The organism is Acinetobacter sp. 161(2023), from assembly GCF_037027805.1.
Classification (GTDB): Bacteria; Pseudomonadota; Gammaproteobacteria; order Pseudomonadales; family Moraxellaceae; genus Acinetobacter.
Map to the genome: position 1 here is coordinate 312,816 of NZ_JAZEYD010000001.1, position 25,259 is coordinate 338,074.

A 25,259-nucleotide genomic window follows, 5' to 3' on the forward strand; every position below is an offset into this window, starting at 1 on the left:
CATGGATAAATTGCTTAAAATCATGCAAGAGTTACGAGAAAAATGTCCGTGGGATCAAGAACAAACCCCAATGTCACTGACTAAATATGCGATTGAAGAAGCATATGAAGCCGAGGCTGCTGTTCGTCAGGGTAATATCGATGAAATCAAAAATGAGCTAGGCGATTTGTTATTACAAGTCGTGTTTCAATCACAAATGTTTAGTGAGCAAGGTGCTTTTAACTTTCAAGATGTTGTTGAGGCAATAAGTGAAAAGTTAATCCGCCGTCATCCACATGTTTTTCAGGCAGATCAATTTAATAACTTAACGCCAGAACAAGTAAGTGAGTTATGGAAACAAATTAAACAACAAGAAAAACAAGGTAAGCCGCAATCAAGATTAGATGAAATAAAGCATGGGCCAGCCCTATTACAGGCACAAGAAATTCAAGAAAATGTCGCAAAAGTTGGGTTCGACTTTGAAACCGTAGAGGATGCTTATGGAAAACTAGAAGAAGAATTGGATGAGTTCAAGCAGGCCCTAAAAAATCAGAATATGGATGAAATTCAAGATGAATTTGGAGATTGTCTGTTTTCATTAGTCAATGTAGGACGTAAACTCGCGATTTCAAGTGAAACATCACTTTTATCAACAATACATAAATTTAGAAGCCGTTTTGCTTTTATTGAAGATCAAGCTCAAAAACAGCAAAGAACATTAGAGGATATGACCTTGTCTGAAATGGATGAATTGTGGAATCAGGCAAAGCGGCAGTTAAGGGTAGGGGAAAAAACACATGCAGCTCAACATGAGTCTTTGGAAGAGTAAGTCTTATATTTTTATTGTTTTATTTTGGAGCCTGATTTCATCAACCTTCATTCAGGCTCAATCTTTCGATCAAAATTTTAAGGAGTGGAAGGCTAAGCAGCAGATGTATGATCAGAAGTTGAGTATGAAAAATGCCTCTCATTCTAATGTTCCAAAAAGCCCAGCCATGATTGATTCTTCAGGACAAGTTCATTTGAATCAAGCCAATATTGAGGAGCTTCAAAAGCTAAAAGGGATTGGTGAGAAAAAGGCTCAGGCGATTGTAGAATACCGTCAAAAGAATGGTGGCTTTAAAAATATTGATGAATTTAAAAACGTAAAGGGCATAGGTCCAGCCATTTTTGAAAAGAATAAAACGCGGTTGAGTTTATAAATCATGTGTTTGTCAATTGTCATTTCATGTGCAAACTACAGAGAATCAAATTGCCCTTTGTGTGCGTTAGAGCTATGATTAGCGACAACTTGTTATTTACGTACTGACGTAGGAGACAGCGTCTTTTGCAAACCTTGCGAGCGTCAAAATGTGGTTTGTCCACAGCCCAACTTCCTTCTTCGATTTTAGATGTGATCGATAGCCTAAATAAAGCTGGCTATGAAGCTTATATTGTTGGGGGTGGTGTCCGTGATTTAATGCTAGGGCTTAATCCTAAAGATTTCGATGCAGTCACCAATGCGACACCTGCTCAAATTAAAGAAGTTTTTGGCCGACGTTGCCGAATTATTGGTCGTCGATTTGAATTAGCACATGTCTATTCAGGGCGTGAGCTTATTGAAGTTGCAACATTCCGTGCCCCGCCTAAAAAAGCTGTTACGAGTGCCTCGGGCATGATTTTACGTGACAATAACTGGGGTACCATCGAACAAGACTTTGCTCGACGTGACTTTTCTATCAATACGCTATATTACCAACCGCGCAAGAGTATTGTGCTCGATTTCTGCAAAGCGATTGATGATGTTAAAAATAAAACTTTGCGTTTATTGGGTGATCCAGCACAGCGTTTTGAAGAAGACCCAGTGCGTATGCTGCGAACTCTACGTTTTGCAGCCAAGTTAAATTTCAAAATTGATTCAAATATTCTCGATATCTTTAATGCTGAAATGACGCAATTATTGCGTGATGTCTCTCCGCATCGTTTATATGATGAATCTCAGAAGCTTTTCACAATGGGACATTTGGCGCGTGTTTTGCCAATGTTGATTGAGTTTGGTGTTTGGAAGCAGCTTTTTGCCGATGTTCAGCCTAATATCACTCCATTTATTCAAAGAGCAGCAAAGAATACAGATCAACGTATACAAGTGGGTAAAACCATTAACCCTGCATTTTTCTATGCAGTTTTATTGTGGCAGCCGTTTTTAGAGCGTTGTGAATTTTATTTATCTAAAGGTATTGTGCCAGCTGAAGCTCGTGCACAGGCTGGTTTAGACGTCTTAAAACGCCAAGCAACACGCACAGTTATTCCTCGTTTTGCAGAAACTTTTATTCGTGAAGTTTGGGAAATGCAAACCCGTTTGCTCAATCCAAAACCCCAGCAAATAGAAGCATTGGCAGGGCATGCTCGCTTCCGCGCAGGTTTTGACTTCCTTTTACTTCGTGAAAAGTCAGGTGATGACACAACACAAGGAATGGGAAGCTGGTGGGATGCTTACCAAGAAATGTCAAATGACGAAAAAGAAGCTGCTATTAGCCAATATAATCGCCAGAAAGCTAGAAACCGTCGTAAAGCTGCTGCTGAGCCTATTGAAAATAATAAAGTTGAGACGGAAATTGAACCTTTGGTTGATATTCCGGAACCACGCACTCGTCGTGGGAAAAAAGAACGTACCAGACAAGATCAGGCTGTAGGCCGGTTTGTTGAAAAAGCGACTGCCTCACAAGCAGGCGTGACGGGCGATCATCCAATTTTAAAACGTAAGCGGGTACAACGCGATTTAAGCCAAGTTGTTTTTGGGCCAACGCAATGACAATAACCACTTATATTGGTTTAGGAAGTAATTTAGGCGATTCACGTCAAATTTTATCTGAAGCCATTGCTAAGCTTAAGACGTTAGGAATGGTTAAAGTTTCTAGACTTTATCAAAGTCCACCTATGGGCCCTCAAGATCAGCCAAATTATTTAAATGCAGTTGCAGAATTAAATACGGATCTTGCACCTTTAGATTTGCTGGATCATTTACAACGTTTTGAGCAAGAAGCTGGTCGTGTACGACTTCGTCGTTGGGGTGAGCGAACCTTAGATCTAGATTTGCTTATATATGGCAATGAAAAAATTCACAATGAGCGCTTAACTGTGCCGCACATAGGAATTCTAGAGCGAGATTTCGTTGTGATTCCTTTATTAGATTTAGATGCTGATTTACAGATTAATGATCAACCACTTAAAAATTTAGAACTGATACAGCAGCCGACACTGACTGTACTTGCGGATGAGTCTTGGGCTTAAGCTCTCGATTCATTATGTTCTGCAAACTCCTGTAGAGGATATCATCATGATTAGTCTAAGTGACTTAAGAAAATTTAAAGCCGAAGGACGTAAGTTCTCTTGTCTAACTTGTTACGATGCAAGCATGGCAAAAGCAATGGAACTTGCTGAAATTGATACAATCTTAATTGGTGATTCTCTTGGAATGGCAATTCAAGGGCGAGATTCAACTTTGCCAGTAACCGTTGAAGATATGGCTTACCATACGGCAGCGGTTCGTCGTGGTAACCAGCATGCCTTGATTATGACAGACTTGCCATTTATGAGTTATGCGACCTTGAATGATGCTTTGCAAAATGCAAGAACAGTCATGCAAGCTGGCGCTCAAATGGTGAAAATCGAAGGCGGCGCATGGTTAAGTGAAATCGTGCAGGTTTTAACCCGTAATGGTGTGCCTGTTTGTGTACATTTAGGTTTAACACCTCAATCTGTACATGTATTCGGTGGCTATAAATTACAAGCTAGAACGCGTGAAGCGGCAGATCAGCTCATTGCTGATTGTACAGCAGTGGTTGAGGCGGGCGCGTCAGTGTTATTACTTGAATGTGTTCCTGCTCAGTTGGGGCAAGAAATTGCTGAATTATTCCCGAATACACCTGTAATTGGTATTGGTGCGGGTAATGCAACCGATGGTCAAGTATTGGTTGTGCAAGATATGTTGGGTTTAACTTTTGGTCGAGTTGCGCGTTTTGTTCGTAACTTTATGAAAGAACAATCAGGTGAAACTGCCATTTTAGATGCTTTTAAAGCTTTTCATGCTGCTGTGCAAGATCAGTCGTTTCCAGCCAAAGAACATACTTTCCACGTTGAGCTGTAATTCATGAAAACAGAAACCACCATACAAGGTCTTGCAGCTTCTTTAAATCCTGCTAGAGCTGCACGTAAAATTATTGGTTTTGTCCCAACAATGGGAAATTTACATGAAGGACATCTCACACTTGTTCGTGAAGCGAAAAAGTTATGTGATGTTGTGGTTGTAAGCATCTTCGTAAATCCAACTCAATTTGGTCCGGGTGAAGATTTTGATAACTACCCGCGTACTTTAGAGCAAGATAGTCGCTTACTTGCTGATGTTGGCTGTGACATTATTTTTGCGCCATCAGTTGAGCAAATGTACGGTACACAACCGCGTTTAACGAACATCAGTGTAAATCAGATTACAGATGCTTTATGCGGTAGTTCACGTCCAGGACACTTTGATGGTGTCGCTTTGGTTGTAACGAAGCTCTTTAATATTGTACAACCGAACTACGCTTTCTTTGGACAAAAGGATTACCAACAGTTAGCAGTGATTCGCCAGTTTGTACAAGATTTAAATATTCCTTTAGAAGTGATTGGTGTGCCGATTGTTCGTGCAGCAGATGGTTTAGCGCTTAGCTCAAGAAATGGTTATTTAAGCGCTGAGCACCGTCAGATTGCTCCAGTTATTTATCAAAGTTTGAAGCAGGCCGAGCAACAGTTACATCAAGGCAAAGGTTTGCAACAAGTTATAGAAGATATCAAAACTCAGTTGACAGATAATGGTTTTGTTGTGGATTATGTCGAAGCTCGTCAGACAAATCTGTTACCTGTTACTCAATTTGATCGCGATATTGTGTTATTTGTCGCGGCAAAACTGGGTGCAACCCGTTTGATTGATAATTTAGAAGTCGCCTTTACACCCCAATAAAAGAGATCAAAGGACAGCCATGCCATGAAGCGTATACTTATCGTGACAGGACAGTCTGGTTCAGGAAAATCTTCCGCCCTTCAAGTATTAGAAGATTTGGGCTATTACTGTATTGATAATTTGCCTTTGGCATTGCTGCCTGAAATTGTGGCAAAGCTAGATCATGAAAATAATCTGGAGCAATTAGCTTTAGGTGTAGATGTAAGAAGTACTCGGGCAGATATGCAAGAGTTCGATCAGGTTTTTGAGCAATTACAACGACATGGAACTGTTGACGTTATTTATCTGACTACGCAAGATCAGGATTTGATTGCGCGTTTTAGTGCATCCCGTCGTCCACATCCATTAGCTAACCGTTTCAAAAGTCTGTTGCAATGTATTCATGAAGAAAAGCAGTTACTGCTTCCAATTCAGTTCCGCGCTACGGTTCATATTGATACAACGGATAAAAGTGTTCATGACTTAAAGCATATTTTACTGTCTAAACTGGGGCAGTCAGATAAGCTTATTGTCATATTGCAGTCCTTTGGATATAAACATGGCATTCCTTTAGATGCCGATTATGTTTTTGATGTACGGCATTTACCAAATCCGCATTGGGATTTAGAATTAAGACGTTTTTCTGGTTTGGATGAGCCAGTAAGACAATTTTTAGAAGCGAGTCCACAAGCAAACGAAATGTTTGATGATATTCTTCACTTCTTAAAAAAATGGCTTCCCGCATTTGCTGAAGGGCATCGTCACTATATGACGATTTCTATTGGTTGCACTGGAGGTCAACATCGTTCGGTTTATATCGTAGATAGACTAAAACAAGCACTTGAGGCAGAATGGTCTGTTCAGGTCTTACACAGAGAAATGAAGCACTGGTCATGATAGACACAACTGTTGATGTAATTAATAAACTCGGTTTACATGCTCGTGCATCAGGGAAACTGATAGAGGTCACTACAAAGTTTCGTTCGTCGATCCAGATTGGAAAAGGCGATCATTTGGTAGATGCAAAAAATATTATGTCTTTGCTGATGTTAGGTGCAGGTAAAGGGACCACTTTGCGATTGGTCATTGATGGTACCGACGAAGAACAGGCATTAAATGAAGTACTGGCGTTATTCGCAGCAAAATTTTATGAGGCAGATTAATCGTGGCACGTGGTTCCCAACGTTATAGTGAAGAAGATTTTGGTTCTTTAGAAGGACGTGCAAGTAAAACCGAACAGAAAAAAGCAGTGCAACGCATGGCTGCTTTAGGTGAGCAACTCGCACAACTTTCTATTAAACAAATTCAGAAACTTCCAGTTGATGAGCGTTTAATTGATGCTTTAATGGAAGTGCAGAATATTAGTTCTTTTGAAGCACGTCGTCGCCAATTTCAACGTATTGGTAAATTGTTGCGCAATGAAGATGAGACCGTTATTTTGTCTTATTTAACCCCGCAGCAAGGCGCAAAAAGACAGGCTCAATTAATGCGTTGGGTTGACCGCATGATTGAACAGGGTGATCCTGCAATTAATGAATTTAGTAAAATTTATAATGCATCGGAACGTCATACCTTGCGTCAACATGTGTTGAGAATCAATCGTGATAAAACTCAACAGTTGAGTGAAGCGGAAATCGAGGCATCAAAAGTTAAATTTGTTAACTATGTACAGCAAATCGCATTATTGTCCGATCAAGGCTAAATGTGCTTAAATAAAAAAGCGACGCTCAAGGTGTCGCTTTTTTATTTATATATTCTCAGCACGTTCTTTTGCCCATTCACGCAAAATAAACTTCTGTAATTTGCCGGTCGATGTTTTTGGAATTTCTGTAATGACCACATCTTTAGGAACTTTAAAGCGTGCTAACTCTTTTTGGCAATGTTCAATAATTTCTTCAGGTGTTGCTGTAGCGCCCATTTTTAACTCAATAAATGCGCAGGGTACTTCTTGCCAACGAGCATCGGGTTTAGCGACGACCGCAGCAGTTAAAACAGCTGGATGCCTATACAACACATCTTCTACCTCTAGAGATGAAATATTTTCTCCACCTGAAATAATAATGTCTTTCGAGCGATCAGTAATCTTTGCATAGCCATCTGGATGGCAAACGGCTAAGTCCCCCGTGTGGAACCATCCACCAGCGAAAGCTTCTTGGGTTGCTTGGGGATTCTTTAAATAGCCTTTCATGACAATATTGCCACGAAACATAATTTCTCCCATGGTTTGTCCATCATTCGGTACAGGCTGCATGGTTTCGGGGTCTAGCACACGCATACTGTCCTGTAATGGATAGGGAACACCTTGACGAGAATGAAGTTGAGCTTGTTCAGCAATTGAAAGTTCATTCCATCCAGATTGCGAAGCACATAAGGCAGAAGGACCGTACGTTTCTGTTAAGCCATAAACATGGTTGACGTTAATCCCCATGTTCCGCATACCTTCAATAATAGCAACTGGGGGAGCTGCGCCAGCAACCATCACTTCAACATGGTGATCAAAGTTAGTTTGTTTTTCTTTAGGTAAGTTAATAATCATTGAAAGAACAATAGGTGCACCACAGAAATAATCAACTTTATGTTTTGCAATGAGTTGCATGACTAATTCTGGGTCGACTTTCCGCAAACAAATATTGGTTCCACCGCTGGCTGCGATACTCCATGCAAAACACCAACCATTACAATGGAAAAGGGGTAATGTCCATAAATACACAGCACGTGGTTTCATTCCGCAAGCTAAGATATTACTTGCAGCATTGAGATAAGCACCACGATGATGATAAACAACACCTTTAGGATTGCCCGTCGTTCCAGATGTGTAACTTAAGCTAATCGCATCCCACTCATCTTCTGGTAAATGCCATACAAAGTTAATATCGCCTTGGGCTATCCACTCTTCATATTCAAAAGAGCCGATAAACTGATTTTCACCTTCATACTCATCATCAGCTACATCAATCACAATAATGTGTTGGTCAGGAATAAGAGAGAGGGCTTCTCTTGCCAAGTTAACAAACTCAGGATCAACCAAAAGCACTTTGCTTTCAGCATGTTCCAACATGAAAGCTATTGTTTTTGCATCTAAACGTGTATTGAGCGTATTGAGTACAGCGCCAGCCATTGGAACGGCAAAATGTGCTTCAACCATGGCTGGAATATTTGGCAATAACACGGACACCGTATCATTTTTTTTAATTCCCAGTTGTTTGAGCTGAGAAGCAAATTGGCAACAACGTTGGTAAGTTTCTTTCCATGAAATTTGGCGCTTACCATGAATAATCGAAGCCTGATTTGGATAAATATAAGCTGCACGTTCTAAGTAGCGTAGAGGTGATAATGCAACAAAGTTTGCGGGTGTGCGTGGTAATTCATCATAAGCACTAACCATGGTAAACAACTCCGTGTTCTATTTTTAATTCATTCTTTGAAAATATGACTTAACACTCATCAACGCATCTATGCTTTAGTCTTAAAGAGAAATACCCTTCAGTCAGAAAATGAGCAAAAATGCTATTTTCTTCATCTTAAACCACTTGTGCTCAGTGTGTTTAAAAAATCTTCCCCATATATTTTTTAAGTCATTTATTGCTGTTTACCTGATAAGCAAAATGTATTTATGATTTTGTGGGCTCAAAGGTTTTCACTTTGCTTGAACAAGTGTAAAATCTTTCAGGATTTTTAATTTTGCTTTACACCGTTTTTATATTTTGAGGTTCGCCTCGATCATAATCTCGCGGTGAAATGCTCCTTCGTATAGGGCATCACTCCTTAAGGATTTTTTTATGCCAATTATCACATTGCCAAATGGCGATCAAAAGAGTTTTGATCACGCCGTATCTGTTATGGAAGTTGCCCAAAGTATTGGGCCTGGTCTAGCAAAAAATACTGTTGCCGGACGAGTAAATGATCGCTTAGTTGATGCATGTGACTTAATTACCGAAGATTCGACCTTACAAATCATCACTCCAAAAGATGAAGAAGGTCTTGAAATCATTCGCCATTCTTGTGCACACCTTGTAGGACATGCTGTTAAACAGCTATTCCCTGAAGCTAAGATGGTGATTGGTCCAGTCATTGAGGAAGGTTTTTACTACGACATCTGGATGCCTCGTCCTTTTACATTAGACGATATGGCAGCTGTCGAAGAGCGCATGAAAAAGCTCATCGACCAAGATTATGATGTCGTTAAAAAAATGACACCGCGTGATGAAGTAATTGCTGAATTTACTGCACGTGGCGAAGAATACAAATTGCGCTTGATTGCAGACATGCCTGAAGAAACACAAATGGGCTTGTATTACCATCAAGACTATTTGGACATGTGTCGTGGTCCACACGTGCCAAACACCAAATTCTTAAAATCGTTTAAACTGACAAAAATCTCTGGCGCTTATTGGCGTGGCGATGCGAAGAATGAACAGCTTCAACGTATTTATGGTACAGCATGGGCTGATAAGAAACAGCTTGCTGCATACATTAAGCGTATTGAAGAAGCTGAAAAGCGCGACCACCGTAAAATTGGTAAAGCCTTAGACTTGTTCCATATGCAAGAAGAAGCACCGGGTATGGTGTTCTGGCATCCAAACGGTTGGACGATTTACCAAGTTCTTGAACAATACATGCGTAAAGTTCAGCAAGACAATGGTTACCTCGAGATTAAAACACCACAAATCGTAGACTTTACGCTTTGGGAAAAATCTGGTCATGCGGCGAACTATGCTGACAACATGTTTACGACTCATTCTGAAAGTCGTAATTATGCGGTTAAGCCGATGAACTGCCCATGTCACGTGCAAGTTTTCAACCAAGGTTTGAAATCATACCGTGATTTGCCAATTCGTTTAGCTGAGTTCGGTTCTTGCCATCGTAACGAACCATCTGGTTCTTTACACGGCATTATGCGTGTACGCGGCTTTACACAAGATGATGCTCATATCTTCTGTACTAAAGAACAAATTGGTCAAGAAGTTGCAGACTTTATTAAACTCACTTTAGATGTTTATAAAGATTTTGGCTTTGAAGAAGTGCAAATGAAACTTTCTACACGTCCAGAAAAACGTGTGGGTGATGACGCACTTTGGGATATGGCTGAGAAATCTTTAGCAGATGCTTTAGATGCAGCGGGTCTTGAGTGGGAATTACAACCAGGTGAAGGCGCGTTCTACGGTCCGAAAATTGAATTCTCATTGAAAGACTGTCTCGGACGTGTATGGCAATGTGGTACTATTCAGTGTGACTTCAACTTACCAGAGCGTTTAGATGCGTCTTACGTAACTGAAGACAATGATCGTGATCAACCTGTTATGTTGCATCGTGCAATTCTTGGCAGTTTTGAACGTTTTATTGGTATACTAATTGAACACTACGCTGGTTTCATGCCACCTTGGTTGTCGCCGTTACAAGCATGTGTTATGAATATTACTGACTCTCAAGCTGAAGCTTGTGAGAAAGTCGTAGCAAAACTCAAAGAAAATGGTCTTCGTGCTATTTCTGACTTGAGAAACGAAAAAATCGGATTTAAGATTCGTGAGCGTACTCTAGAGCGTATTCCTTACTTGTTAGTTCTTGGTGATCGAGAAGTTGAAGAAGGTACTGTGAATGTACGTACGCGCTCAGGAAAAAATTTAGGTACTATGTCAGTAGATGCATTCATTGACTTAGTGAAGTCTGCCGTCGCCGATCGCGGCCGGTATATTGTGGAGTAAGAAAGATTAAACAGCCTGACCGTAACCAACAACAAGGTGCAAAAAGCAACCGTCCAGCAATTAATGATGAGATCCGTGCAAAAGAAGTACGCCTCGTCGGTGCTGAGGGTGAGCAAAAAGGAATTGTTTCATTAAGTGAAGCACTGCGTGCTGCTGAAGAGGTTGAACTTGATCTTGTTGAGATCGTTGCAAACGCCGAGCCGCCTGTTTGTAAAATTATGGATTACAACAAGCACTTGTTTGACCTGAAGCAGAAGCAAAAAGATGCGAAGAAAAAACAGCATCAAGTGCAAGTGAAGGAAATCAAACTGCGCCCTGCAACTGATGTTGGTGATTATCAAGTTAAGCTTCGTGCTATTTTGAAATTCCTTGAAGAAGGAAACAAAGTGAAGATCACTTTACGTTTCCGTGGTCGTGAAATGGCTCACCAACAGCTTGGCTTAGCTCAATTGCAAAAAATTGAAGCAGATGTGGCTGAGTTTGGGGTTGTGGAACAAGCACCAAAAATGGAAGGCCGTCAAATGGGTATGTTACTTGGACCGAAAAAGAAAAAGTAATACTCAAAAAAAGCACTGCAAAAGCAGTGCTTTTTTATATCCTCATAATAATAAAAAAAGATCATTTAACTTTTCTCTATTCAGTTTTATTTAAGACAATTGGTATATTTTTTTAAGAAATTCAATTCACGAATTTTATGTGTTTTTTGGTGTTGCAAATCTAATCGTCTCTCTTAAAACATGATATAAACCAAGACGCAGTCATGATAACGATGAGTAGGAAAATAGAATGATTGATCTATATTATTGGGGAACTCCCAATGGACATAAAATCACAATTGCCTTAGAAGAAATGGGACTTGATTACACTCTTTATCCAATCAATATTTTAGAAAATGATCAATTTCAACCAGACTTCCTGAGAATTTCTCCGAATAATAAAATTCCTGCGATTGTTGATCAAGATGGACCCCGTGGTGAGCCAATTTCTATATTTGAGTCAGGCGCTATCTTGCAATATTTAGGTAGAAAAACTGGATTGTTTTATCCAGATGATGAACAAGAGCGAGTTGAGGTTGAGCAATGGCTCATGTGGCAAATGGGTGGTTTAGGACCGATGCTTGGGCAAAATCATCATTTTAATCGTTTTGCCCCAGAAAAAATCCCCTATGCGATAGAGCGCTATGTAAATGAAACTAAACGCTTATATGGTGTACTTAATAAACAACTCATTGGTCAGAAGTTTGTTGCTGGTGAGTACTCGATTGCTGACATGGCAATTTTACCTTGGATATTGCGTTATGAATGGCAAGGTATTCAGCTTGAAGATTATCCATATGTACAAGAATATATTGTCCGCTTAACAGCGCGCCCAGCAGTTCAGAAAGCACTATCAATTAAAGTGGCTTAATTTCTTGCCTAGATTTAGTAAATGCTTAAAGCAAAAAGTCATTTGGTGTAATTAATTATGCTGAGTTACTTTTTGCTTTTTATTAGTGCTTTTGGCGCTGCGACATTACTACCTCTACAGTCTGAAGCGGTATTGGTAACCTTATTGTGGAAGGGGCAATATTCAGCTTTGCTTTTAATTGGCATCGCTACTTTGGGTAATGTATTGGGTTCTTGCGTTAATTGGTGGCTAGGCCTAAAGATAGAACAATTTAAACATCGTAAGTGGTTTCCAGTTTCTGAAAAGCGTTTAGAACAAGCGCAGAACTTTTACCATAAATATGGCTTTTACTCCTTACTGTTAAGTTGGATGCCTATCATTGGTGATCCTATTACTTTGGTTGCTGGGCTATTCAAAGAAAATTTTTGGCGCTTCCTTGGTATAGTCCTTATTGCCAAAGCAGGGCGCTATTTGTTTATTTACTGGGTAGTAATGGGCTTTATTTAAAATAAAAAAGCATCCGGAGATGCTTTGATTTATAACTATTTAAATTAATCTTCTGAGCTTTTGGTAATGTCTACCTTAAATAGATCGTTCGTTTTGAGCCAACAGAAAGTCACAACCACCAGAGTCATACAGCCTCCAAAAATTGTAGCCGTAATTGTGCCTAGATATTTAGCCGCTAAACCTGATTCAAAAGCACCTAATTCATTGCTCGAAGATACAAACATACCGTTTACGGCAGCAACGCGGCCTCGCATATTTTCTGGTGGGAAAATTTGTAAAATGGTTTGTCTTACAACAACAGAAATACTGTCACATGCGCCTGTCATAGCAAGAGCAAAAAGAGATAACCACATATTGTTTGAGAAGGCGAATAGAATAGTAAATATTCCAAAACCTGCTACAGCAAGCAACATGTTACGCCATGCATGCTGAGTTGGTGGAAAGCGAGTCAAAGCAATCATAGTGATTAGTGCGCCAATAGACGGAGCTGCTCGTAAATATCCAAGCCCTTCTGGGCCGACTTTTAATATATCTTCTGCGAAAATTGGTAATAAGGCGATAACGCCGCCAAATAAAACAGAAGCTAAATCAAGAGAAATCGCCCAAAGAACAATTTTGGTTTTCCAGATAAAACGGAAACCTTCTCCTAAGCTTTCTAAAATATTGTCAGTTTCAATTTTAGGGAAATTACGTTTATGCAATAAATTAATTAAATTAAAGCAAATAGCGAGTAAAGCAGCAACACTAAATAGACTGGTTTCCCTGCCTAAATAAGCAAGCATAAAACCACCCAGCATTGGTCCAATAATTACACCACTTTGCCAGCCGATGGTTGTCCATGTCGCACCATTTGCATAGAATTCACGCGGAATTAAAAAAGGTTTTAACGAAGTTGCAGAAGGATTGTAGAAACCGCGAATTGTTCCTAAACCAAAAATAACAGCATAAATACCCCAAGAAAGGAAACTAACACTGATATGCCCTAAACCATGTAAGTGGAAAAGTAACCATAAAACCAAGGGAAGGGGAACTGAGAAAAATAAACAGATTTTCATAATAATCTGTTTATTAAACCTATCTGCAAAATAGCCTCCCCAAAGAGAAAGGGCAATAAAAGGAATTGCTTCTGCGAGTCCGATTAAACCTAAAGTCAGTGGGTCTTTGGTGATTTGATATAATGAATAGGCAACAATAATTTCTTGAATCAAAATTGCGAGCGTTAAGCAAAACTGATTGATCGTAACGATAGAGAAATCTCGATACCGCAATGCAGCGAAAGCATCATTTTGTATATTCATATTCTTTTGAATTTAAGAGATTGCACTCATTATAGGCGATGATTTTATGGATTTTCTCGTAATTTGATAATTGATTATAGAAAATATCGTTTATATAAAATAGACAATTTACTATCAAAAAATGAGCATTTTACTTTTGTTTTAGGTTGGGATGCTTTAGAATATCAGCTCCCTTACCTGCAGGTCGTTTTTGCAATGGTGCAAGCGTTCCGAACAGGTGTTCAAAAGAGGTTGTTATGCCTAAGATGAAAACTCGCCGCGGTGCTGCTAAACGCTTCAAAGCGACTGCACACGGTTTCAAGCGCAAACAAGCATTTAAGCGCCACATTCTGACCAAAAAATCTGCTAAACGTATCCGTCAATTACGCGGCTGTGTAATGGTTCATGTTTCTGACGTGAACTCAGTTCGTCGTATGTGCCCATACATCTAAGGAGATTATAAATGGCTCGTGTAAAACGTGGTGTAGTGGCTCATCGTCGTCACAAAAAAATTCTTGCTCGCGCTAAAGGTTACTATGGTGCTCGTTCACGCGTTTACCGCGTAGCGTTCCAAGCGGTAATCAAAGCTGGTCAATACGCTTATCGTGACCGCCGTCAAAAGAAACGTCAATTCCGTGCTCTATGGATTGCGCGTATCAATGCCGGTGCTCGTCAAAACGGTTTGTCTTACAGCCGTATGATCGATGGCTTGAAAAAAGCTCAAGTGATCATCGACCGTCGCGTATTAGCTGACATCGCTATGCATGATGCAGTAGCATTTGCTGCTTTAGCTGAAAAAGCTAAAGGCGCATTAGCTGCATAAGCTTAGAGATTCAAAAAGAGGCCGCTTTTTAGCGGTCTTTTTTATTTTTAGTGGTTCTATTTTAAAAAGAGAAAATAATCAGAGATAAATAATGAAAGACGAAAAACTTCTAAATGACTTAATTCAAAAAGTACAGCAAGGTCACCAGTTTAAATACTTATGTTTCTGGGGGCATACTCCTAAACAAGCTGATCTTGTTGATAAAAGCTGTTTTAGCCAGTGGTTTCCTGCGCAATTTAAAGTGGAAGGTGATGAATACTTTACTGCTGAGCACTATATGATGGCGCAAAAAGCAAAATTATTTAATGATGAAGAGATCTTTGCACAGATCTTGCAGGTTAAACATCCGAATGAAGCCAAACAGCTAGGTCGTAAAGTGCGTAATTATGATGAACAGGTATGGCAAGAAAATCGGTTTGACATTGTCGTACAGGCGAACTTTGCTAAATTCTCTCAGCATCATAAATTGAAAGAATTCTTATTAGCCACAAAAGATCGTATTTTGGTTGAAGCCTCTCCAGTCGATAAAATTTGGGGAATTGGTATGGCACAAGACCATCCACATATTCAAGATCCATCTCAATGGCAAGGCTTAAATTTGTTGGGTTTTGCTTTAATGCATGTTCGAGAGCGGCTTTTAGCTGAATAAGTTTGTATGCAACAAATTGGTGCTTTACTTTAAAAGTAGTGACATGAGGGAAACGAATTGCAATCACTAAATGAAAGAGAAATTCGTATTGCTACTTTTAAGGATGCATTATTTATTGCAGAAGTACATGTGCAGTGTTGGAAAGAAACCTATACAGGTATGCTTAAGCAGGAAATATTGGATGAGCTTAAAGTACTAGATAAAGAACAGTTATGGAAAGAAATCGCCAAAAGCCCTGATCATCAGTTATTTATCTATACTGAAAATGGAATAGTGAAAGGCTTTCTCGATGGTTACTTAAATCCAGAGAATAATATTGCTGAAATTCTTGCTTTTTATCTTTTGGAAGAAATCCAAAGGCAAGGTATAGGACAAGAGTTGTTTCAAAAGTTTCATCAATGTGCTTTAAATCAAGGTTATGCTTTTATTCGTTTAGAGGTTTTTAATAAAAATCCAAGTCGGCTCTTCTATGAAAAAATGGGAGCCAAAATAATTGGCGAAACCGAACTACCTGAGTTCGGCTTCGAAATAACAGAGTTACTTTATCAATGGGAACTGTAATTTTGATTAAAGCCCAAAATAATAAGCCAGAGCACAAATAATAATCGTTAGGATAATCAGCTTAATAACGCCTGAACCAGTGCCTTTATGGTGGTGAGATTTCAAATGTTGTGGATTTTCATTTGATTGCTCGAATGGGGAGGCTTTAACTACAGGTACGATCTGAGCTGTTTGGTAGTGATTAGCAGCTTTAACAATAAGTTTGGCAAACAAATCATCAGTTTTTTGCGTAAAATTTCTTAAATTAATAAGTTGTTCTTGGTCTAGCTCTTCTCCTAACGGATCATTTGCAAGGCGTTTTTTTTGCTCTAAATAATTGGCCAATGCTTGAGTGCGAGATAAAAGTTGATGAGCATAATCAGCAGGATAATTCTCTGGCATTAAAGCAAGTCTTGGTTCTCGGCTCGTAATACTTGTACCATCAAAATGAGCTTTTTGAAATTCTGGTTCCTCAAAACCTGCTGCATATTTACTACGAAATAATTCGCTATCCATAAAGTCAGCTATTTCTTGCCATGGCGGATTTTTTAAATCAGCTTCAATTTTTTTTGATAATTTTTCATTGAGTTCAAAACGCCAGAAAGTTTCTAAATGAAGCTCACAGGTTTGTGAAGCAGGGGCTTCAAACTCATTATCATTGTTATACCATTCAGCAAGTTCATGGCCGAAAATCCATGCAAATTTCTTATCATTTTGATGGCTAACGATAAAATGGGTATAAGGTAAAAGCTCAACATTGTTGTTTGGATTTTGCTCTTCATTTAGAAGGCTTGATAAATGTAAACTGAGTTGAGTGGTACCTTGTTTTTTTAGCGCTTCTAGCCAAACTTGAAAATGTTGAGCGAGTAAATGCTGAGAAGCTAAGTCACGAAACTGAAAACTATGGTGGTCAAAAATATGATGTTGTCGCCATTGGGTAAAGCTTAAATTCTGACGGAGGTATTCATTACCATACGTCACAAGCGTAAGTTGTTGTTTCCAAATTTGATTGAGCGCCATAATAGTTGATCTCATTGACGATGCTATTATCTTATACGTTTTATCTTTTTGTTGCCTAATACATTTTTCATGATGGATAAACTTCATCAATCTGATGAAAAACTGTTAGAATGCAGTGTTTTATTATATTTTTTTTAATTTGTTGCTTTGAGAGTTAATATGTCACTGGAAGCCCTGACCACAGAAGCGCTTGCTGCCATTGCAGCAGCTCAAGACCTTGTTGCACTTGATCAGGTGCGTGTGCAATTTACAGGGAAAAAAAGCCAGCTTGCAGAACAATCGAAAGCATTAGGGAAAATGGACCCTGAAGAACGCAAAGTACAAGGTGCTGCGATTCATGCTGTTCGAGAAACAATTAATACTGCTTTAACAGAACGTCAAGCGGGATTACAGCAGGCAGCACTTGAGCAAAAGCTAGCAAGTGAAACGATTGATGTTACTTTGCCGGGCCGCGGTCAACGCGTTGGTACAGTTCACCCTGTTACTCAAGTACAAGAAAGAATTTGTCAGTTCTTCACTAAAGCTGGTTTTACAGTTGCGACTGGTCCAGAAGTTGAAGATGACTATCATAATTTTGAAGCATTAAATATTCCTGGTCACCATCCAGCGCGTGCTATGCACGATACTTTCTATTTTGATGCCACTCATTTACTGCGTACGCACACATCTGGTGTACAGATTCGTACAATGGAAACAAGTGAGCCACCAATTCGTATCGTATGTCCTGGGCGTGTTTATCGTTGTGACTCGGATCAAACGCATTCTCCAATGTTCCATCAGATCGAAGGGTTATACGTTGCTGAGAACACCAGCTTTGCTGAGTTAAAAGGTTTACTAATTAACCTGTTGAATGAATTTTTTGAAAAAGATTTAAAGGTACGTTTCCGTCCATCATATTTCCCGTTTACTGAGCCAAGTGCAGAAGTAGATATTATGGATGAACGTGGCCGTTGGTTAGAAGTTTTAGGCTGTGGCATGGTGCATCCAAATGTATTAAGTGCCGCGGGTATTGATCCTGATAAATACAAAGGCTTTGCTTTTGGTTTAGGGGTAGAGCGCTTTGCGATGTTGCGTTATGGCATTAATGACTTGCGTATGTTCTATCAAAATGATGTGCGTTTCTTACGCCAATTTGCCTAACAGTTTTTCAGGATTAAAAAAGGTTTATAAAGATGAAGATTAGCGAAAATTGGCTACGTACATGGGTTAATCCGGCAATTGATAGTGATACATTATCTGATCAGTTGACGATGCTTGGTCTTGAAGTTGATGAATTGGCACCTGTTGCTAAACCATTTACCGGCGTTGTAATCGGTGAAGTGCTCACTGTTGAGCAGCACCCTGATGCAGATCGTCTACGTGTTACAACAGTGAATATTGGTTCAGGTGAGCCTTTACAAATTGTATGTGGTGCACCGAACGTTCGCGCTGGAATGAAAGCTCCTGTTGCAACCATTGGGGCTGTATTACCTGGCGATTTTAAAATCAAAAAAGGTAAGCTTCGTGGAATTGAATCACAAGGAATGCTTTGTGGTGCTTCTGAGATTGATCTTGAAGATAAAATCGATGGTTTACTTGAACTACCAGCTGATGCTCCGGTAGGAGTGAATATCCGTGAATACCTCAAACTTGATGACAATGTCATTGATATCAGTATTACGCCAAACCGTGGTGACTGTTTTAGTATTCGTGGTATTGCTCGTGAAATTGCAGTTATTAATAAGCTGCAAATGAATGAGCCCGTAATTAACACGGTTGATGCCACCGTTGCTGATGAGAAAAAAGTAGTTATCAGTACGGAAGGTGCTCCGCGTTATTTAGGGCGTGTCGTTAAAAACGTTAATGTAAAAGCTGCTACTCCTGAGTGGATGGAACAGGCTTTATCGCGTTCAGGAATCCGTACTCATAGTATTTTGGTTGATGTGACCAACTATGTCTTAATGGAATTGGGTCAACCAATGCATGCATTCGATTTATCTAAAATCGAAGGGACTGTACATGTTCGTCAAGCAACACAGCAAGAAAAGCTACAACTTTTAAATGATCAAGAAGTTGAGTTGCAAGAAGATATAATGGTGATTGCTGATGACCAAAAAGCTCTAGCAATTGCTGGAATTATGGGTGGTTTAGCATCAAGTGTAACCGATGATACAACTGATATTTTCCTAGAAAGTGCTTTCTTCGCGCCACTCGCGATTGCTGGTCGTGCTCGTCGTTTTGGTTTACATACAGACTCTTCGCAGCGTTATGAACGTGGTGTAGATTTCGAATTACCTTTAATTGCGATGAATCGTGCTTCTCAGCTTATTCAACAGTTAGCAGGCGGCGAATTTGGTCCAATTACTGTAGCTGAAAAAACTGATCTACTGCCTAATAAGCGTGAAGCCATTGAACTTAAACAAGCTCAGGTAGACCAATTATTGGGATATCAAGTTGCGGGTGAGTTTATTGCAGATGCTTTAACTCGACTAGGCTGTAAAGTAACAGTTAAGGCTGAAGGTGAATGGAGTGTAGTACCACCCTCACATCGTTACGATATGGCTATTTATCAAGACTTAATTGAAGAAGTTGCGCGTATTGATGGCTATGACAATATCCAGATTAGCTTACCAAGCATGGATGTTAAATTTGCTAAATATCAAGATCGTTTTGAACTCGCTGAGTTACGTCAAACGATTGTGACTTTAGGCTATCAAGAAGCAATTAGCTTTAGCTTTGCTGATGCGAAACTTGAAAAGCAATTAAATCCAGAAGTTAAGCCACTGATGCTAGCAAATCCAATTTCAAGTGATTTGGCTGCAATGCGTAGTACTTTACTTTCTAGTTTAATTCCTTGCGTACAATATAATCTTAACCGTCAGCAAAGTCGTGTGCGCTTCTTCGAGTTTGGCCTGCGTTTTGATTATCAAAATGCGAAGAACATTGAAGACTTACAACAGACTCCTACTTTGGCTCTAGTTGCAGTAGGCTCGCAAGAACCAGAATCATGGCATATTAAGCCTCAACCAATGGATTTCTTTGACTTCAAAGGTGAAGTAGAAGAAGTTTTAGCTGCTGGCCGTGTTAAAGTTGAATATGTTCGTTCAGAGCGTGCTTGGTTACATCCAGGACAATCAGCTGAGATTTTAGTTGATGGTAAATCAATTGGTTACTTAGGCCGCTTGCACCCATCTTTGGAGAATGAGCTAGATTTGAGCACAACTTGGGTTGCTGAGCTTGATCAAGCTGCGGTTTTGCAATCTTATGTATCTAATTTTACAGAATTATCACGTTTTCCTTCGGTTAGACGTGATATTGCGCTTTTAATCTCTGATAATATAAATGTTAGAGATATTCAGCAGTTAATCGAACAAACTGGTGGAGAGCTTTTAGACTCTACATGGTTATTCGATGTGTATACGGGGCAGGGTGTCGAAGAAGGTAAGCGCTCATTAGCGTTTGCATTGTTATGGCAACATCCTTCACGTACGCTTGAAGATGCTGAAATTAAATCTGGTATGGACAATATTATCAAAGTGTTAGAAAACACTTATCAAGCGACATTGAGGGCCTCATGACAGCATTAACTAAAGCAGACATGGCTGATCATTTAAGTGAGTTAACCAGCTTAAATCGCCGTGAAGCAAAACAAATGGTCGAGTTGTTCTTCGACGAAATTAGTCAAGCACTTATTGCAGGAGAGCAGGTTAAGCTTTCTGGTTTTGGTAATTTCGAGTTAAGGGATAAACGCGAACGTCCGGGACGTAATCCTAAAACAGGTGAAGAAATTCCAATTTCAGCACGTAGGGTAGTGACCTTTAGAGCAGGTCAAAAGTTTAGACAACGCGTTGGGAATGAGCAGATCGATTGATCTGCTTTTTTTACTTTTATTGAAATGGTTTTTTATCTAATTCTATTTTAGTAGTGATGCTATGTCTTTTTTGATGGCTAAATTGAAGAGGCTGGCATTAATAATTGAAAATTTGGGCGTAAAAAAAGAGGACAAAATGTCCTCTTTTTATCTAATCTAGATTATAGATTAGTGTGCAGCAGAAGCAGCAGCGTCAGCAGAAGCAGCAGCGTCAGAAGCAGAAGCAGCAACGTCAGAAGCAGCAGCAGCAACGTCAGAAGCAGCAGCGTCAACAGCTACAGCAGCTTCAGAAGCAGCAGCAGTAGCTTCAGAAGCAGCAGCTACAGCTTCAGAAGCAGCAGCAGGAGCTTCTTCTTTCTTAGAACAACCAACGAAAGCTAAAGTAGCAGCTACAGCAGCAGCAACAGCAAATTTTTTGAATAACATGGCATCACTCTCACAAAAAAGATTTGAGATTAAAAAAACCTAAGCTGGACTGTTTTGCTTTTATTATTCCTAAAACGTAGCTAGGTAACAACGCATGGAGCAGTCTAACTGGTCTGCCGCTATGCTATCACTGCAAATGCTGAAATACTACTGTCGTCTGTCAAAAAAACGTATGAAAAAGAGAAAAACAGTCTGTTTTTTAACAGAAAAAAACAATCAATTAGCCCGAGTGTATTGGAAAAGGTAGAGGTAAGCTACTAAAAAACTTATTTTTTTTAATTCAAAAATAATTATTATCAAAAGCTTATAAATAATTTTACATAAAAAACCACAAAATGTATTTTTGTGTAAAGCTTGTCAACCAAATAAAAAGCCACTCAAAAGAGTGGCTTTTTATTGAAGCTTAATCGATTAAGTTGAAGCTTTACGTTTCATTTGATCGAAGAAATCATCATTTGTTTTCGTTTCTTTCATACGGTCAAGTAAGAATTCCATTGCTGCCAATTCATCCATCGGATGAAGAAGTTTACGGAGGATCCATACTTTACGTAAGTTGTCATCATCCATTAAACGCTCTTCACGACGGGTGCCAGATTTCTTAATATTCATGGCAGGGAAGACGCGTTTTTCAGCGATACGGCGATCAAGCGTAATCTCTTGGTTACCTGTACCTTTGAATTCTTCATAAATGACGTCATCCATTTTACTGCCTGTTTCAATCAAAGCAGTTGAGATGATCGTAAGAGATCCACCTTCTTCAATATTACGTGCAGCACCGAAAAAGCGTTTAGGGCGCTCTAATGCGTGAGCATCTATACCACCAGTTAAGACTTTACCTGATGAAGGAATGACGGTGTTATATGCACGTGCTAAACGGGTAATCGAGTCAAGCAGAATCACAACGTCTTTTTTATGTTCAACAAGACGTTTTGCTTTTTCAATAACCATTTCTGCAACTTGTACGTGGCGAGCAGGAGCTTCATCGAATGTTGAAGCAATCACTTCACCGCGAACAGTACGTTCCATTTCGGTTACTTCTTCTGGACGCTCGTCAATTAATAAAACCATCAGGAATACTTCAGGATTATTTCTAACAATAGATTGAGCAATATTTTGAAGTAACATTGTTTTACCCGCTTTGGGCGGTGCAACAATAATAGAGCGTTGACCTTTACCAATTGGCGCAACTAAGTCAACAACACGAGCAGTTAAGTCTTCTGTCGTACCATTACCGAGTTCCATAACCAATTGTTCGGTTGGGAAAAGGGGGGTTAAGTTTTCAAATAGAATTTTATTTCGAGAATTTTCTGGCGTGTCATAGTTAATCTGGTTAACCTTGAGCAACGCAAAATAACGCTCACCTTCTTTTGGAGGGCGAATAGTACCTGTGATGGTATCGCCTGTACGCAAGTTAAAGCGTCGGATTTGTGAGGGACTCACATAAATATCATCCGGACCTGCTAAATACGAACCTGCGGCAGAGCGCAAAAAACCAAAACCATCAGAGAGAATTTCAAGAACGCCATCACCAAAAATTTCTTCGCCATTCATTGCATGGCGTTTCAAAATGGCAAAGATAATATCTTGCTTTCGGTTACGAGCCATACCTTCCAGGCCCATAAATTCAGCAATTTTAATTAATTCACCAATTGGTTTTTTCTTGAGTTCAGTTAAATTCATAAGGGTCAGAATTAGGAAAGAGTAGAGTGTGGTTTAAAAAGAAGAAAAATCGCTCGCATACAAAAAAGATTATCGCAATTGTATTTACACAATAACAATTCAGAAGTCTGATTGATTGTTTCGAAGAAAAATGTGAAAAAACAATTTCTGTTGCCGAGTGGCGATCTTTATGTTTGTGTCTTGTAAGAAGCCGGACGAAGATGATTCCCTTCAGTGCCTCTTGAGCATGTAATATAAGCCAGCTGAGTTAATTTGTCAATTTATAGCCGAAAAAAATACGCTATAAAAAAGTATAGCGTATTTTCATTCTTAGCATTTTGACTTAAACATTTTCATCAATAAAGCTAACAAGTTTAGAGCGAGGTACAGCGCCAATTTGTTGAGCTACGACTTCACCATTTTTGAAAAGCAATAAAGCAGGAATATTACGGATATTGTATTTCACCGCAATATCTTCGCAAGAAGTCACGTCAACTTTAACAATTTTTACTTTACCAGCATATTCACTTGATAAGTCTTCAAGAACAGGTGCAATTGCTTTACAAGGTGCACACCAACCTGCCCAGAAGTCAACAAGTACAGGTGTTTCAGCGTCTAGAACATCTGCTTGGAAGTTATCATCAGTTGTATTTACAATAGTCGCAGACATGGTACGGCTCCAATTTTTAGAAAAAAGTGCTATTACTACAGGAGAAAATTATCTCTATCAGTATTACATAGCTACTTAGTCCAATGTAAGGGTTTGATGCTATTATTCAAGGCTTCACTAAATTTGTCTAATGGATGCTCACGATATTCATCATCGACTTATACAATCAACTTATAAATAGAAAAATATAAATGACAGTTAATTGTTGATGAAAATGGCTTTTCAATTGCATTCGTGTGAATTACTCTAGGCGTGAATTGTTATGGGTTTAGTTCAATAATGTCTGACTTTCTGATTGATGAAGAATTACTTGCCGCCATAGATATGGGGTCGAACAGCTTTCACCTTGCAATTGCACGGGTAGATCATGGCGAAGTTAAAAAAGTTGCTTCGATGTCAGAAAAAGTACAGCTTGCAGCTGGTTTAGATGAAAATAAAAATTTAACGGAAGCCGCTCAGCAACGTGGTTTGGCATGTCTGGCCCGTTTTGTTGGAAGATTGAGTTCAGTTCAAGCTAATCGTTTACGAATTGTGGCGACAAATGCCTTGCGCCAGGCAAAAAATGGTCATGAATTTATTCAAAAAGCTGCAGAAATTTTACCTAAACCTATTGAAATTATTGCAGGACGAGAAGAAGCCCGTCTGATCTATTTGGGCGTATCGCATACGATGGCCAATGGCGGACGTCGCTTAGTCGTCGATATTGGTGGTGGTTCTACCGAATTTATTATCGGTGAAGAGTTTGAACCTATTTACACAGAGTCATTACAAATGGGTTGTGTGGCCTATACAACAGCCTACTTTTCTGATGGGGAAATTACCCAGAAATCATTTGATAAAGCAGTAGTTGCTGCCCGTAAAGAACTTTCTGCTATTGCAACGACTTATAAAATGGAAGGATGGGATACTGTCGTTGGTTCGAGTGGAACGATTAAAGCCTGCCGCCAAATTATGGTTAATATGGGCTTAAGTGATGAACAAGAAAATGTTACTCGGGAAGGGTTATATAAACTTAAAGATAAACTACTTAAGTTTAAAAATGTTTCTGAAATTGATTTTGAAGGGTTAAGAGAAGATCGACGAGCAGTTTTGCCAGCCGGATTGGCAATTTTGTACGCAGTTTTTGAAGTTCTAGAAATTGATCGTTTGGCATATTCTGATGGTGCATTACGTGAAGGTGTCATGTATGACCTTTTAGGTCGATTTAAACATGAAGATATCCGCGACCGCAGTGTACAAGCCCTAATGGGCCGTTATAATGCTGACCCTAAACAAGCAGAACGTGTGGTCAAGACAGCACAACACTTATTTGATGGTGTGGCGAAATCTCTTAATTTAACGAGTGAAGACAGTGACTTACTGCGTCGATCAGCTTATTTGCATGAAATTGGTTTAGCAATTAGTCATGGTGGATATCATCGCCATGGTGCTTATTTATTACAGCATTCAGATATTCCGGGTTTCTCACAAATTGATCAAAATCATCTTTCACATTTAGTTGCTCATCATCGTCGTAAATTGCGAAATGATGTAAAAAACGAAATTTTGAAGGCTGGTGGTCATAAATTACTTTACTTAAGTTTATTGCTTCGCCTAGCAGTTTTACTCAACCATAGTCGAAGTGATCAGATGCTTCCTGCCATTGAACTGACCATCATAAATGATCAACAATGGCAGCTTAGTGTTTCTGGTGATGCCAAACAATGGCCATTGTTAGTTGCCGACTTGCACGATGAGCAAGAGCAGTTTAAGCATTGGGACATTGAATTGAATATTCAGTCGGAAAAATTTATCGATTAAAGGGATAATATTCG

Annotated in this window: 28 protein-coding genes; 22 read left to right on the top strand and 6 right to left on the bottom strand. The window is 39.4% G+C overall.

Annotated elements, in window-relative coordinates; all coding sequences use genetic code 11:
- Position 1: 1 nt before the first annotated feature.
- The 9 genes from mazG to yjgA all read left to right on the top strand — a co-directional run bounded on the left by mazG (position 2) and on the right by yjgA (position 6,638).
- Positions 2–808, top strand: coding sequence for a nucleoside triphosphate pyrophosphohydrolase (mazG, locus tag WA249_RS01475; RefSeq protein ID WP_336166091.1), 807 nt, complete (start codon positions 2–4; stop codon positions 806–808).
- The gene (locus WA249_RS01480; protein WP_336166093.1) at positions 777–1,181 is read left to right on the top strand and encodes a ComEA family DNA-binding protein; all 405 of its coding nucleotides are present in this window, start codon (positions 777–779) and stop codon (positions 1,179–1,181) included. Before mazG ends, WA249_RS01480 begins: the two co-directional genes overlap by 32 nt.
- 125 nt (positions 1,182–1,306) lie before the next feature.
- On the top strand, positions 1,307–2,770 hold the full coding sequence (gene pcnB, locus WA249_RS01485; protein ID WP_336166094.1) for a polynucleotide adenylyltransferase PcnB: 1,464 nt from the start codon (positions 1,307–1,309) through the stop codon (positions 2,768–2,770).
- Entirely contained in the window at positions 2,767–3,249 is a 483-nt protein-coding gene (folK, locus tag WA249_RS01490) for a 2-amino-4-hydroxy-6-hydroxymethyldihydropteridine diphosphokinase (RefSeq protein ID WP_336166096.1), read from the top strand. Before pcnB ends, folK begins: the two co-directional genes overlap by 4 nt.
- A gap of 46 nt (positions 3,250–3,295) precedes the next feature.
- Complete coding sequence (panB, locus tag WA249_RS01495; RefSeq protein ID WP_151744297.1) at positions 3,296–4,105, top strand: 3-methyl-2-oxobutanoate hydroxymethyltransferase; 810 nt, start codon at positions 3,296–3,298, stop codon at positions 4,103–4,105.
- A gap of 3 nt (positions 4,106–4,108) precedes the next feature.
- The gene (gene panC, locus WA249_RS01500) at positions 4,109–4,957 is read left to right on the top strand and encodes a pantoate--beta-alanine ligase (protein ID WP_336166097.1); all 849 of its coding nucleotides are present in this window, start codon (positions 4,109–4,111) and stop codon (positions 4,955–4,957) included.
- Between the two features lie 24 nt (positions 4,958–4,981).
- Positions 4,982–5,833, top strand: a complete 852-nt coding sequence (gene rapZ / locus WA249_RS01505; RefSeq protein ID WP_336166098.1) for an RNase adapter RapZ — start codon at positions 4,982–4,984, stop codon at positions 5,831–5,833.
- Positions 5,830–6,099, top strand: coding sequence for an HPr family phosphocarrier protein (locus tag WA249_RS01510; protein WP_013198928.1), 270 nt, complete (start codon positions 5,830–5,832; stop codon positions 6,097–6,099). Before rapZ ends, WA249_RS01510 begins: the two co-directional genes overlap by 4 nt.
- Positions 6,100–6,101: 2 nt before the next feature.
- On the top strand, positions 6,102–6,638 hold the full coding sequence (yjgA, locus tag WA249_RS01515; RefSeq protein ID WP_016139223.1) for a ribosome biogenesis factor YjgA: 537 nt from the start codon (positions 6,102–6,104) through the stop codon (positions 6,636–6,638).
- Between the two features lie 45 nt (positions 6,639–6,683).
- On the opposite strand, the gene WA249_RS01520 is transcribed toward yjgA, so the two are convergent.
- Complete coding sequence (locus tag WA249_RS01520; protein ID WP_336166100.1) at positions 6,684–8,321, bottom strand: acyl-CoA synthetase; 1,638 nt, start codon at positions 8,319–8,321, stop codon at positions 6,684–6,686.
- 394 nt (positions 8,322–8,715) lie between these two features.
- Here WA249_RS01520 and thrS point away from each other — a divergent pair, with 394 nt between their 5' ends.
- The 4 genes from thrS to WA249_RS01540 all read left to right on the top strand — a co-directional run bounded on the left by thrS (position 8,716) and on the right by WA249_RS01540 (position 12,531).
- The gene (thrS, locus tag WA249_RS01525) at positions 8,716–10,638 is read left to right on the top strand and encodes a threonine--tRNA ligase (protein WP_016139221.1); all 1,923 of its coding nucleotides are present in this window, start codon (positions 8,716–8,718) and stop codon (positions 10,636–10,638) included.
- A gap of 5 nt (positions 10,639–10,643) precedes the next feature.
- Positions 10,644–11,195 carry a translation initiation factor IF-3 gene (gene infC, locus WA249_RS01530; RefSeq protein WP_080592984.1) on the top strand — a complete coding sequence of 184 codons (552 nt, stop codon included), beginning with the start codon at positions 10,644–10,646 and terminating at the stop codon, positions 11,193–11,195.
- Positions 11,196–11,424: 229 nt separating this feature from the next.
- A complete protein-coding gene (locus WA249_RS01535; RefSeq protein ID WP_336166101.1) occupies positions 11,425–12,045 on the top strand; it encodes a glutathione S-transferase N-terminal domain-containing protein in 621 nt (206 codons plus the stop codon).
- A 57-nt stretch (positions 12,046–12,102) separates the two neighbouring features.
- The gene (locus tag WA249_RS01540) at positions 12,103–12,531 is read left to right on the top strand and encodes a YqaA family protein (protein WP_336166102.1); all 429 of its coding nucleotides are present in this window, start codon (positions 12,103–12,105) and stop codon (positions 12,529–12,531) included.
- Positions 12,532–12,575: 44 nt separating this feature from the next.
- Here WA249_RS01540 and nreB read toward each other — a convergent pair whose 3' ends face one another.
- Complete coding sequence (gene nreB / locus WA249_RS01545; RefSeq protein WP_336166103.1) at positions 12,576–13,829, bottom strand: nickel resistance MFS transporter NreB; 1,254 nt, start codon at positions 13,827–13,829, stop codon at positions 12,576–12,578.
- A 236-nt stretch (positions 13,830–14,065) separates the two neighbouring features.
- Between nreB and rpmI the strand changes: the two genes are divergently transcribed.
- From rpmI to WA249_RS01565, 4 genes are all read left to right on the top strand, one after another.
- Positions 14,066–14,260 (top strand): 50S ribosomal protein L35, encoded by a 195-nt coding sequence (gene rpmI / locus WA249_RS01550; protein WP_003655048.1) that lies wholly within the window; start codon positions 14,066–14,068, stop codon positions 14,258–14,260.
- A gap of 11 nt (positions 14,261–14,271) precedes the next feature.
- Positions 14,272–14,631 carry a 50S ribosomal protein L20 gene (rplT, locus tag WA249_RS01555; protein ID WP_000124858.1) on the top strand — a complete coding sequence of 120 codons (360 nt, stop codon included), beginning with the start codon at positions 14,272–14,274 and terminating at the stop codon, positions 14,629–14,631.
- Between the two features lie 91 nt (positions 14,632–14,722).
- Complete coding sequence (locus WA249_RS01560) at positions 14,723–15,280, top strand: NADAR family protein (protein ID WP_336166104.1); 558 nt, start codon at positions 14,723–14,725, stop codon at positions 15,278–15,280.
- A 57-nt stretch (positions 15,281–15,337) separates the two neighbouring features.
- Positions 15,338–15,841: a GNAT family N-acetyltransferase gene (locus WA249_RS01565; RefSeq protein ID WP_336166105.1), complete on the top strand. Its 504-nt coding sequence runs from the start codon at positions 15,338–15,340 to the stop codon at positions 15,839–15,841.
- Positions 15,842–15,847: 6 nt separating this feature from the next.
- Here the strand turns inward: WA249_RS01565 and WA249_RS01570 are convergent, their stop codons facing one another.
- The gene (locus WA249_RS01570) at positions 15,848–16,840 is read right to left on the bottom strand and encodes a hypothetical protein (protein ID WP_336166127.1); all 993 of its coding nucleotides are present in this window, start codon (positions 16,838–16,840) and stop codon (positions 15,848–15,850) included.
- A gap of 159 nt (positions 16,841–16,999) precedes the next feature.
- Between WA249_RS01570 and pheS the strand changes: the two genes are divergently transcribed.
- Genes pheS through WA249_RS01585 form a run of 3 tightly spaced genes read left to right on the top strand, consistent with a single transcriptional unit; the run spans position 17,000 to position 20,690 of the window.
- Positions 17,000–17,980 carry a phenylalanine--tRNA ligase subunit alpha gene (gene pheS / locus WA249_RS01575; protein WP_016139213.1) on the top strand — a complete coding sequence of 327 codons (981 nt, stop codon included), beginning with the start codon at positions 17,000–17,002 and terminating at the stop codon, positions 17,978–17,980.
- A 32-nt stretch (positions 17,981–18,012) separates the two neighbouring features.
- Positions 18,013–20,397 (top strand): phenylalanine--tRNA ligase subunit beta, encoded by a 2,385-nt coding sequence (gene pheT, locus WA249_RS01580; RefSeq protein ID WP_336166106.1) that lies wholly within the window; start codon positions 18,013–18,015, stop codon positions 20,395–20,397.
- Positions 20,394–20,690, top strand: a complete 297-nt coding sequence (locus WA249_RS01585) for an integration host factor subunit alpha (RefSeq protein WP_000126166.1) — start codon at positions 20,394–20,396, stop codon at positions 20,688–20,690. The genes pheT and WA249_RS01585 overlap by 4 nt, the downstream gene beginning before the upstream one ends.
- Positions 20,691–20,858: 168 nt before the next feature.
- Here WA249_RS01585 and WA249_RS01590 read toward each other — a convergent pair whose 3' ends face one another.
- On the bottom strand, positions 20,859–21,116 hold the full coding sequence (locus WA249_RS01590; RefSeq protein WP_151822288.1) for a hypothetical protein: 258 nt from the start codon (positions 21,114–21,116) through the stop codon (positions 20,859–20,861).
- 94 nt (positions 21,117–21,210) lie between these two features.
- Between WA249_RS01590 and WA249_RS01595 the strand changes: the two genes are divergently transcribed.
- Positions 21,211–21,363, top strand: a complete 153-nt coding sequence (locus WA249_RS01595) for a hypothetical protein (RefSeq protein ID WP_336166107.1) — start codon at positions 21,211–21,213, stop codon at positions 21,361–21,363.
- A 164-nt stretch (positions 21,364–21,527) separates the two neighbouring features.
- Here the strand turns inward: WA249_RS01595 and rho are convergent, their stop codons facing one another.
- Both rho and trxA read right to left on the bottom strand, forming a co-directional pair.
- Positions 21,528–22,796 carry a transcription termination factor Rho gene (rho, locus tag WA249_RS01600; protein WP_016139209.1) on the bottom strand — a complete coding sequence of 423 codons (1,269 nt, stop codon included), beginning with the start codon at positions 22,794–22,796 and terminating at the stop codon, positions 21,528–21,530.
- Between the two features lie 322 nt (positions 22,797–23,118).
- Complete coding sequence (trxA, locus tag WA249_RS01605) at positions 23,119–23,445, bottom strand: thioredoxin (RefSeq protein WP_003655060.1); 327 nt, start codon at positions 23,443–23,445, stop codon at positions 23,119–23,121.
- Between the two features lie 279 nt (positions 23,446–23,724).
- Here trxA and ppx point away from each other — a divergent pair, with 279 nt between their 5' ends.
- Entirely contained in the window at positions 23,725–25,245 is a 1,521-nt protein-coding gene (gene ppx, locus WA249_RS01610) for an exopolyphosphatase (RefSeq protein WP_336166108.1), read from the top strand.
- Positions 25,246–25,259: the final 14 nt, after the last annotated feature.

Coding starts and splice junctions, on each gene's coding strand:
- mazG (WP_336166091.1), top strand. CDS start 2: ATGGATAAATTGCTTAAAATCATGCAAGAGTTACGAGAAAAATGTCCG.
- WA249_RS01480 (WP_336166093.1), top strand. CDS start 777: ATGCAGCTCAACATGAGTCTTTGGAAGAGTAAGTCTTATATTTTTATT.
- folK (WP_336166096.1), top strand. CDS start 2,767: ATGACAATAACCACTTATATTGGTTTAGGAAGTAATTTAGGCGATTCA.
- panB (WP_151744297.1), top strand. CDS start 3,296: ATGATTAGTCTAAGTGACTTAAGAAAATTTAAAGCCGAAGGACGTAAG.
- panC (WP_336166097.1), top strand. CDS start 4,109: ATGAAAACAGAAACCACCATACAAGGTCTTGCAGCTTCTTTAAATCCT.
- rapZ (WP_336166098.1), top strand. CDS start 4,982: ATGAAGCGTATACTTATCGTGACAGGACAGTCTGGTTCAGGAAAATCT.
- WA249_RS01510 (WP_013198928.1), top strand. CDS start 5,830: ATGATAGACACAACTGTTGATGTAATTAATAAACTCGGTTTACATGCT.
- WA249_RS01520 (WP_336166100.1), bottom strand. CDS start 8,321: ATGGTTAGTGCTTATGATGAATTACCACGCACACCCGCAAACTTTGTT.
- thrS (WP_016139221.1), top strand. CDS start 8,716: ATGCCAATTATCACATTGCCAAATGGCGATCAAAAGAGTTTTGATCAC.
- WA249_RS01535 (WP_336166101.1), top strand. CDS start 11,425: ATGATTGATCTATATTATTGGGGAACTCCCAATGGACATAAAATCACA.
- WA249_RS01540 (WP_336166102.1), top strand. CDS start 12,103: ATGCTGAGTTACTTTTTGCTTTTTATTAGTGCTTTTGGCGCTGCGACA.
- nreB (WP_336166103.1), bottom strand. CDS start 13,829: ATGAATATACAAAATGATGCTTTCGCTGCATTGCGGTATCGAGATTTC.
- rpmI (WP_003655048.1), top strand. CDS start 14,066: ATGCCTAAGATGAAAACTCGCCGCGGTGCTGCTAAACGCTTCAAAGCG.
- rplT (WP_000124858.1), top strand. CDS start 14,272: ATGGCTCGTGTAAAACGTGGTGTAGTGGCTCATCGTCGTCACAAAAAA.
- WA249_RS01560 (WP_336166104.1), top strand. CDS start 14,723: ATGAAAGACGAAAAACTTCTAAATGACTTAATTCAAAAAGTACAGCAA.
- WA249_RS01570 (WP_336166127.1), bottom strand. CDS start 16,840: ATGGCGCTCAATCAAATTTGGAAACAACAACTTACGCTTGTGACGTAT.
- pheS (WP_016139213.1), top strand. CDS start 17,000: ATGTCACTGGAAGCCCTGACCACAGAAGCGCTTGCTGCCATTGCAGCA.
- pheT (WP_336166106.1), top strand. CDS start 18,013: ATGAAGATTAGCGAAAATTGGCTACGTACATGGGTTAATCCGGCAATT.
- WA249_RS01585 (WP_000126166.1), top strand. CDS start 20,394: ATGACAGCATTAACTAAAGCAGACATGGCTGATCATTTAAGTGAGTTA.
- WA249_RS01590 (WP_151822288.1), bottom strand. CDS start 21,116: ATGTTATTCAAAAAATTTGCTGTTGCTGCTGCTGTAGCTGCTACTTTA.
- WA249_RS01595 (WP_336166107.1), top strand. CDS start 21,211: ATGGAGCAGTCTAACTGGTCTGCCGCTATGCTATCACTGCAAATGCTG.
- rho (WP_016139209.1), bottom strand. CDS start 22,796: ATGAATTTAACTGAACTCAAGAAAAAACCAATTGGTGAATTAATTAAA.
- trxA (WP_003655060.1), bottom strand. CDS start 23,445: ATGTCTGCGACTATTGTAAATACAACTGATGATAACTTCCAAGCAGAT.
- ppx (WP_336166108.1), top strand. CDS start 23,725: ATGTCTGACTTTCTGATTGATGAAGAATTACTTGCCGCCATAGATATG.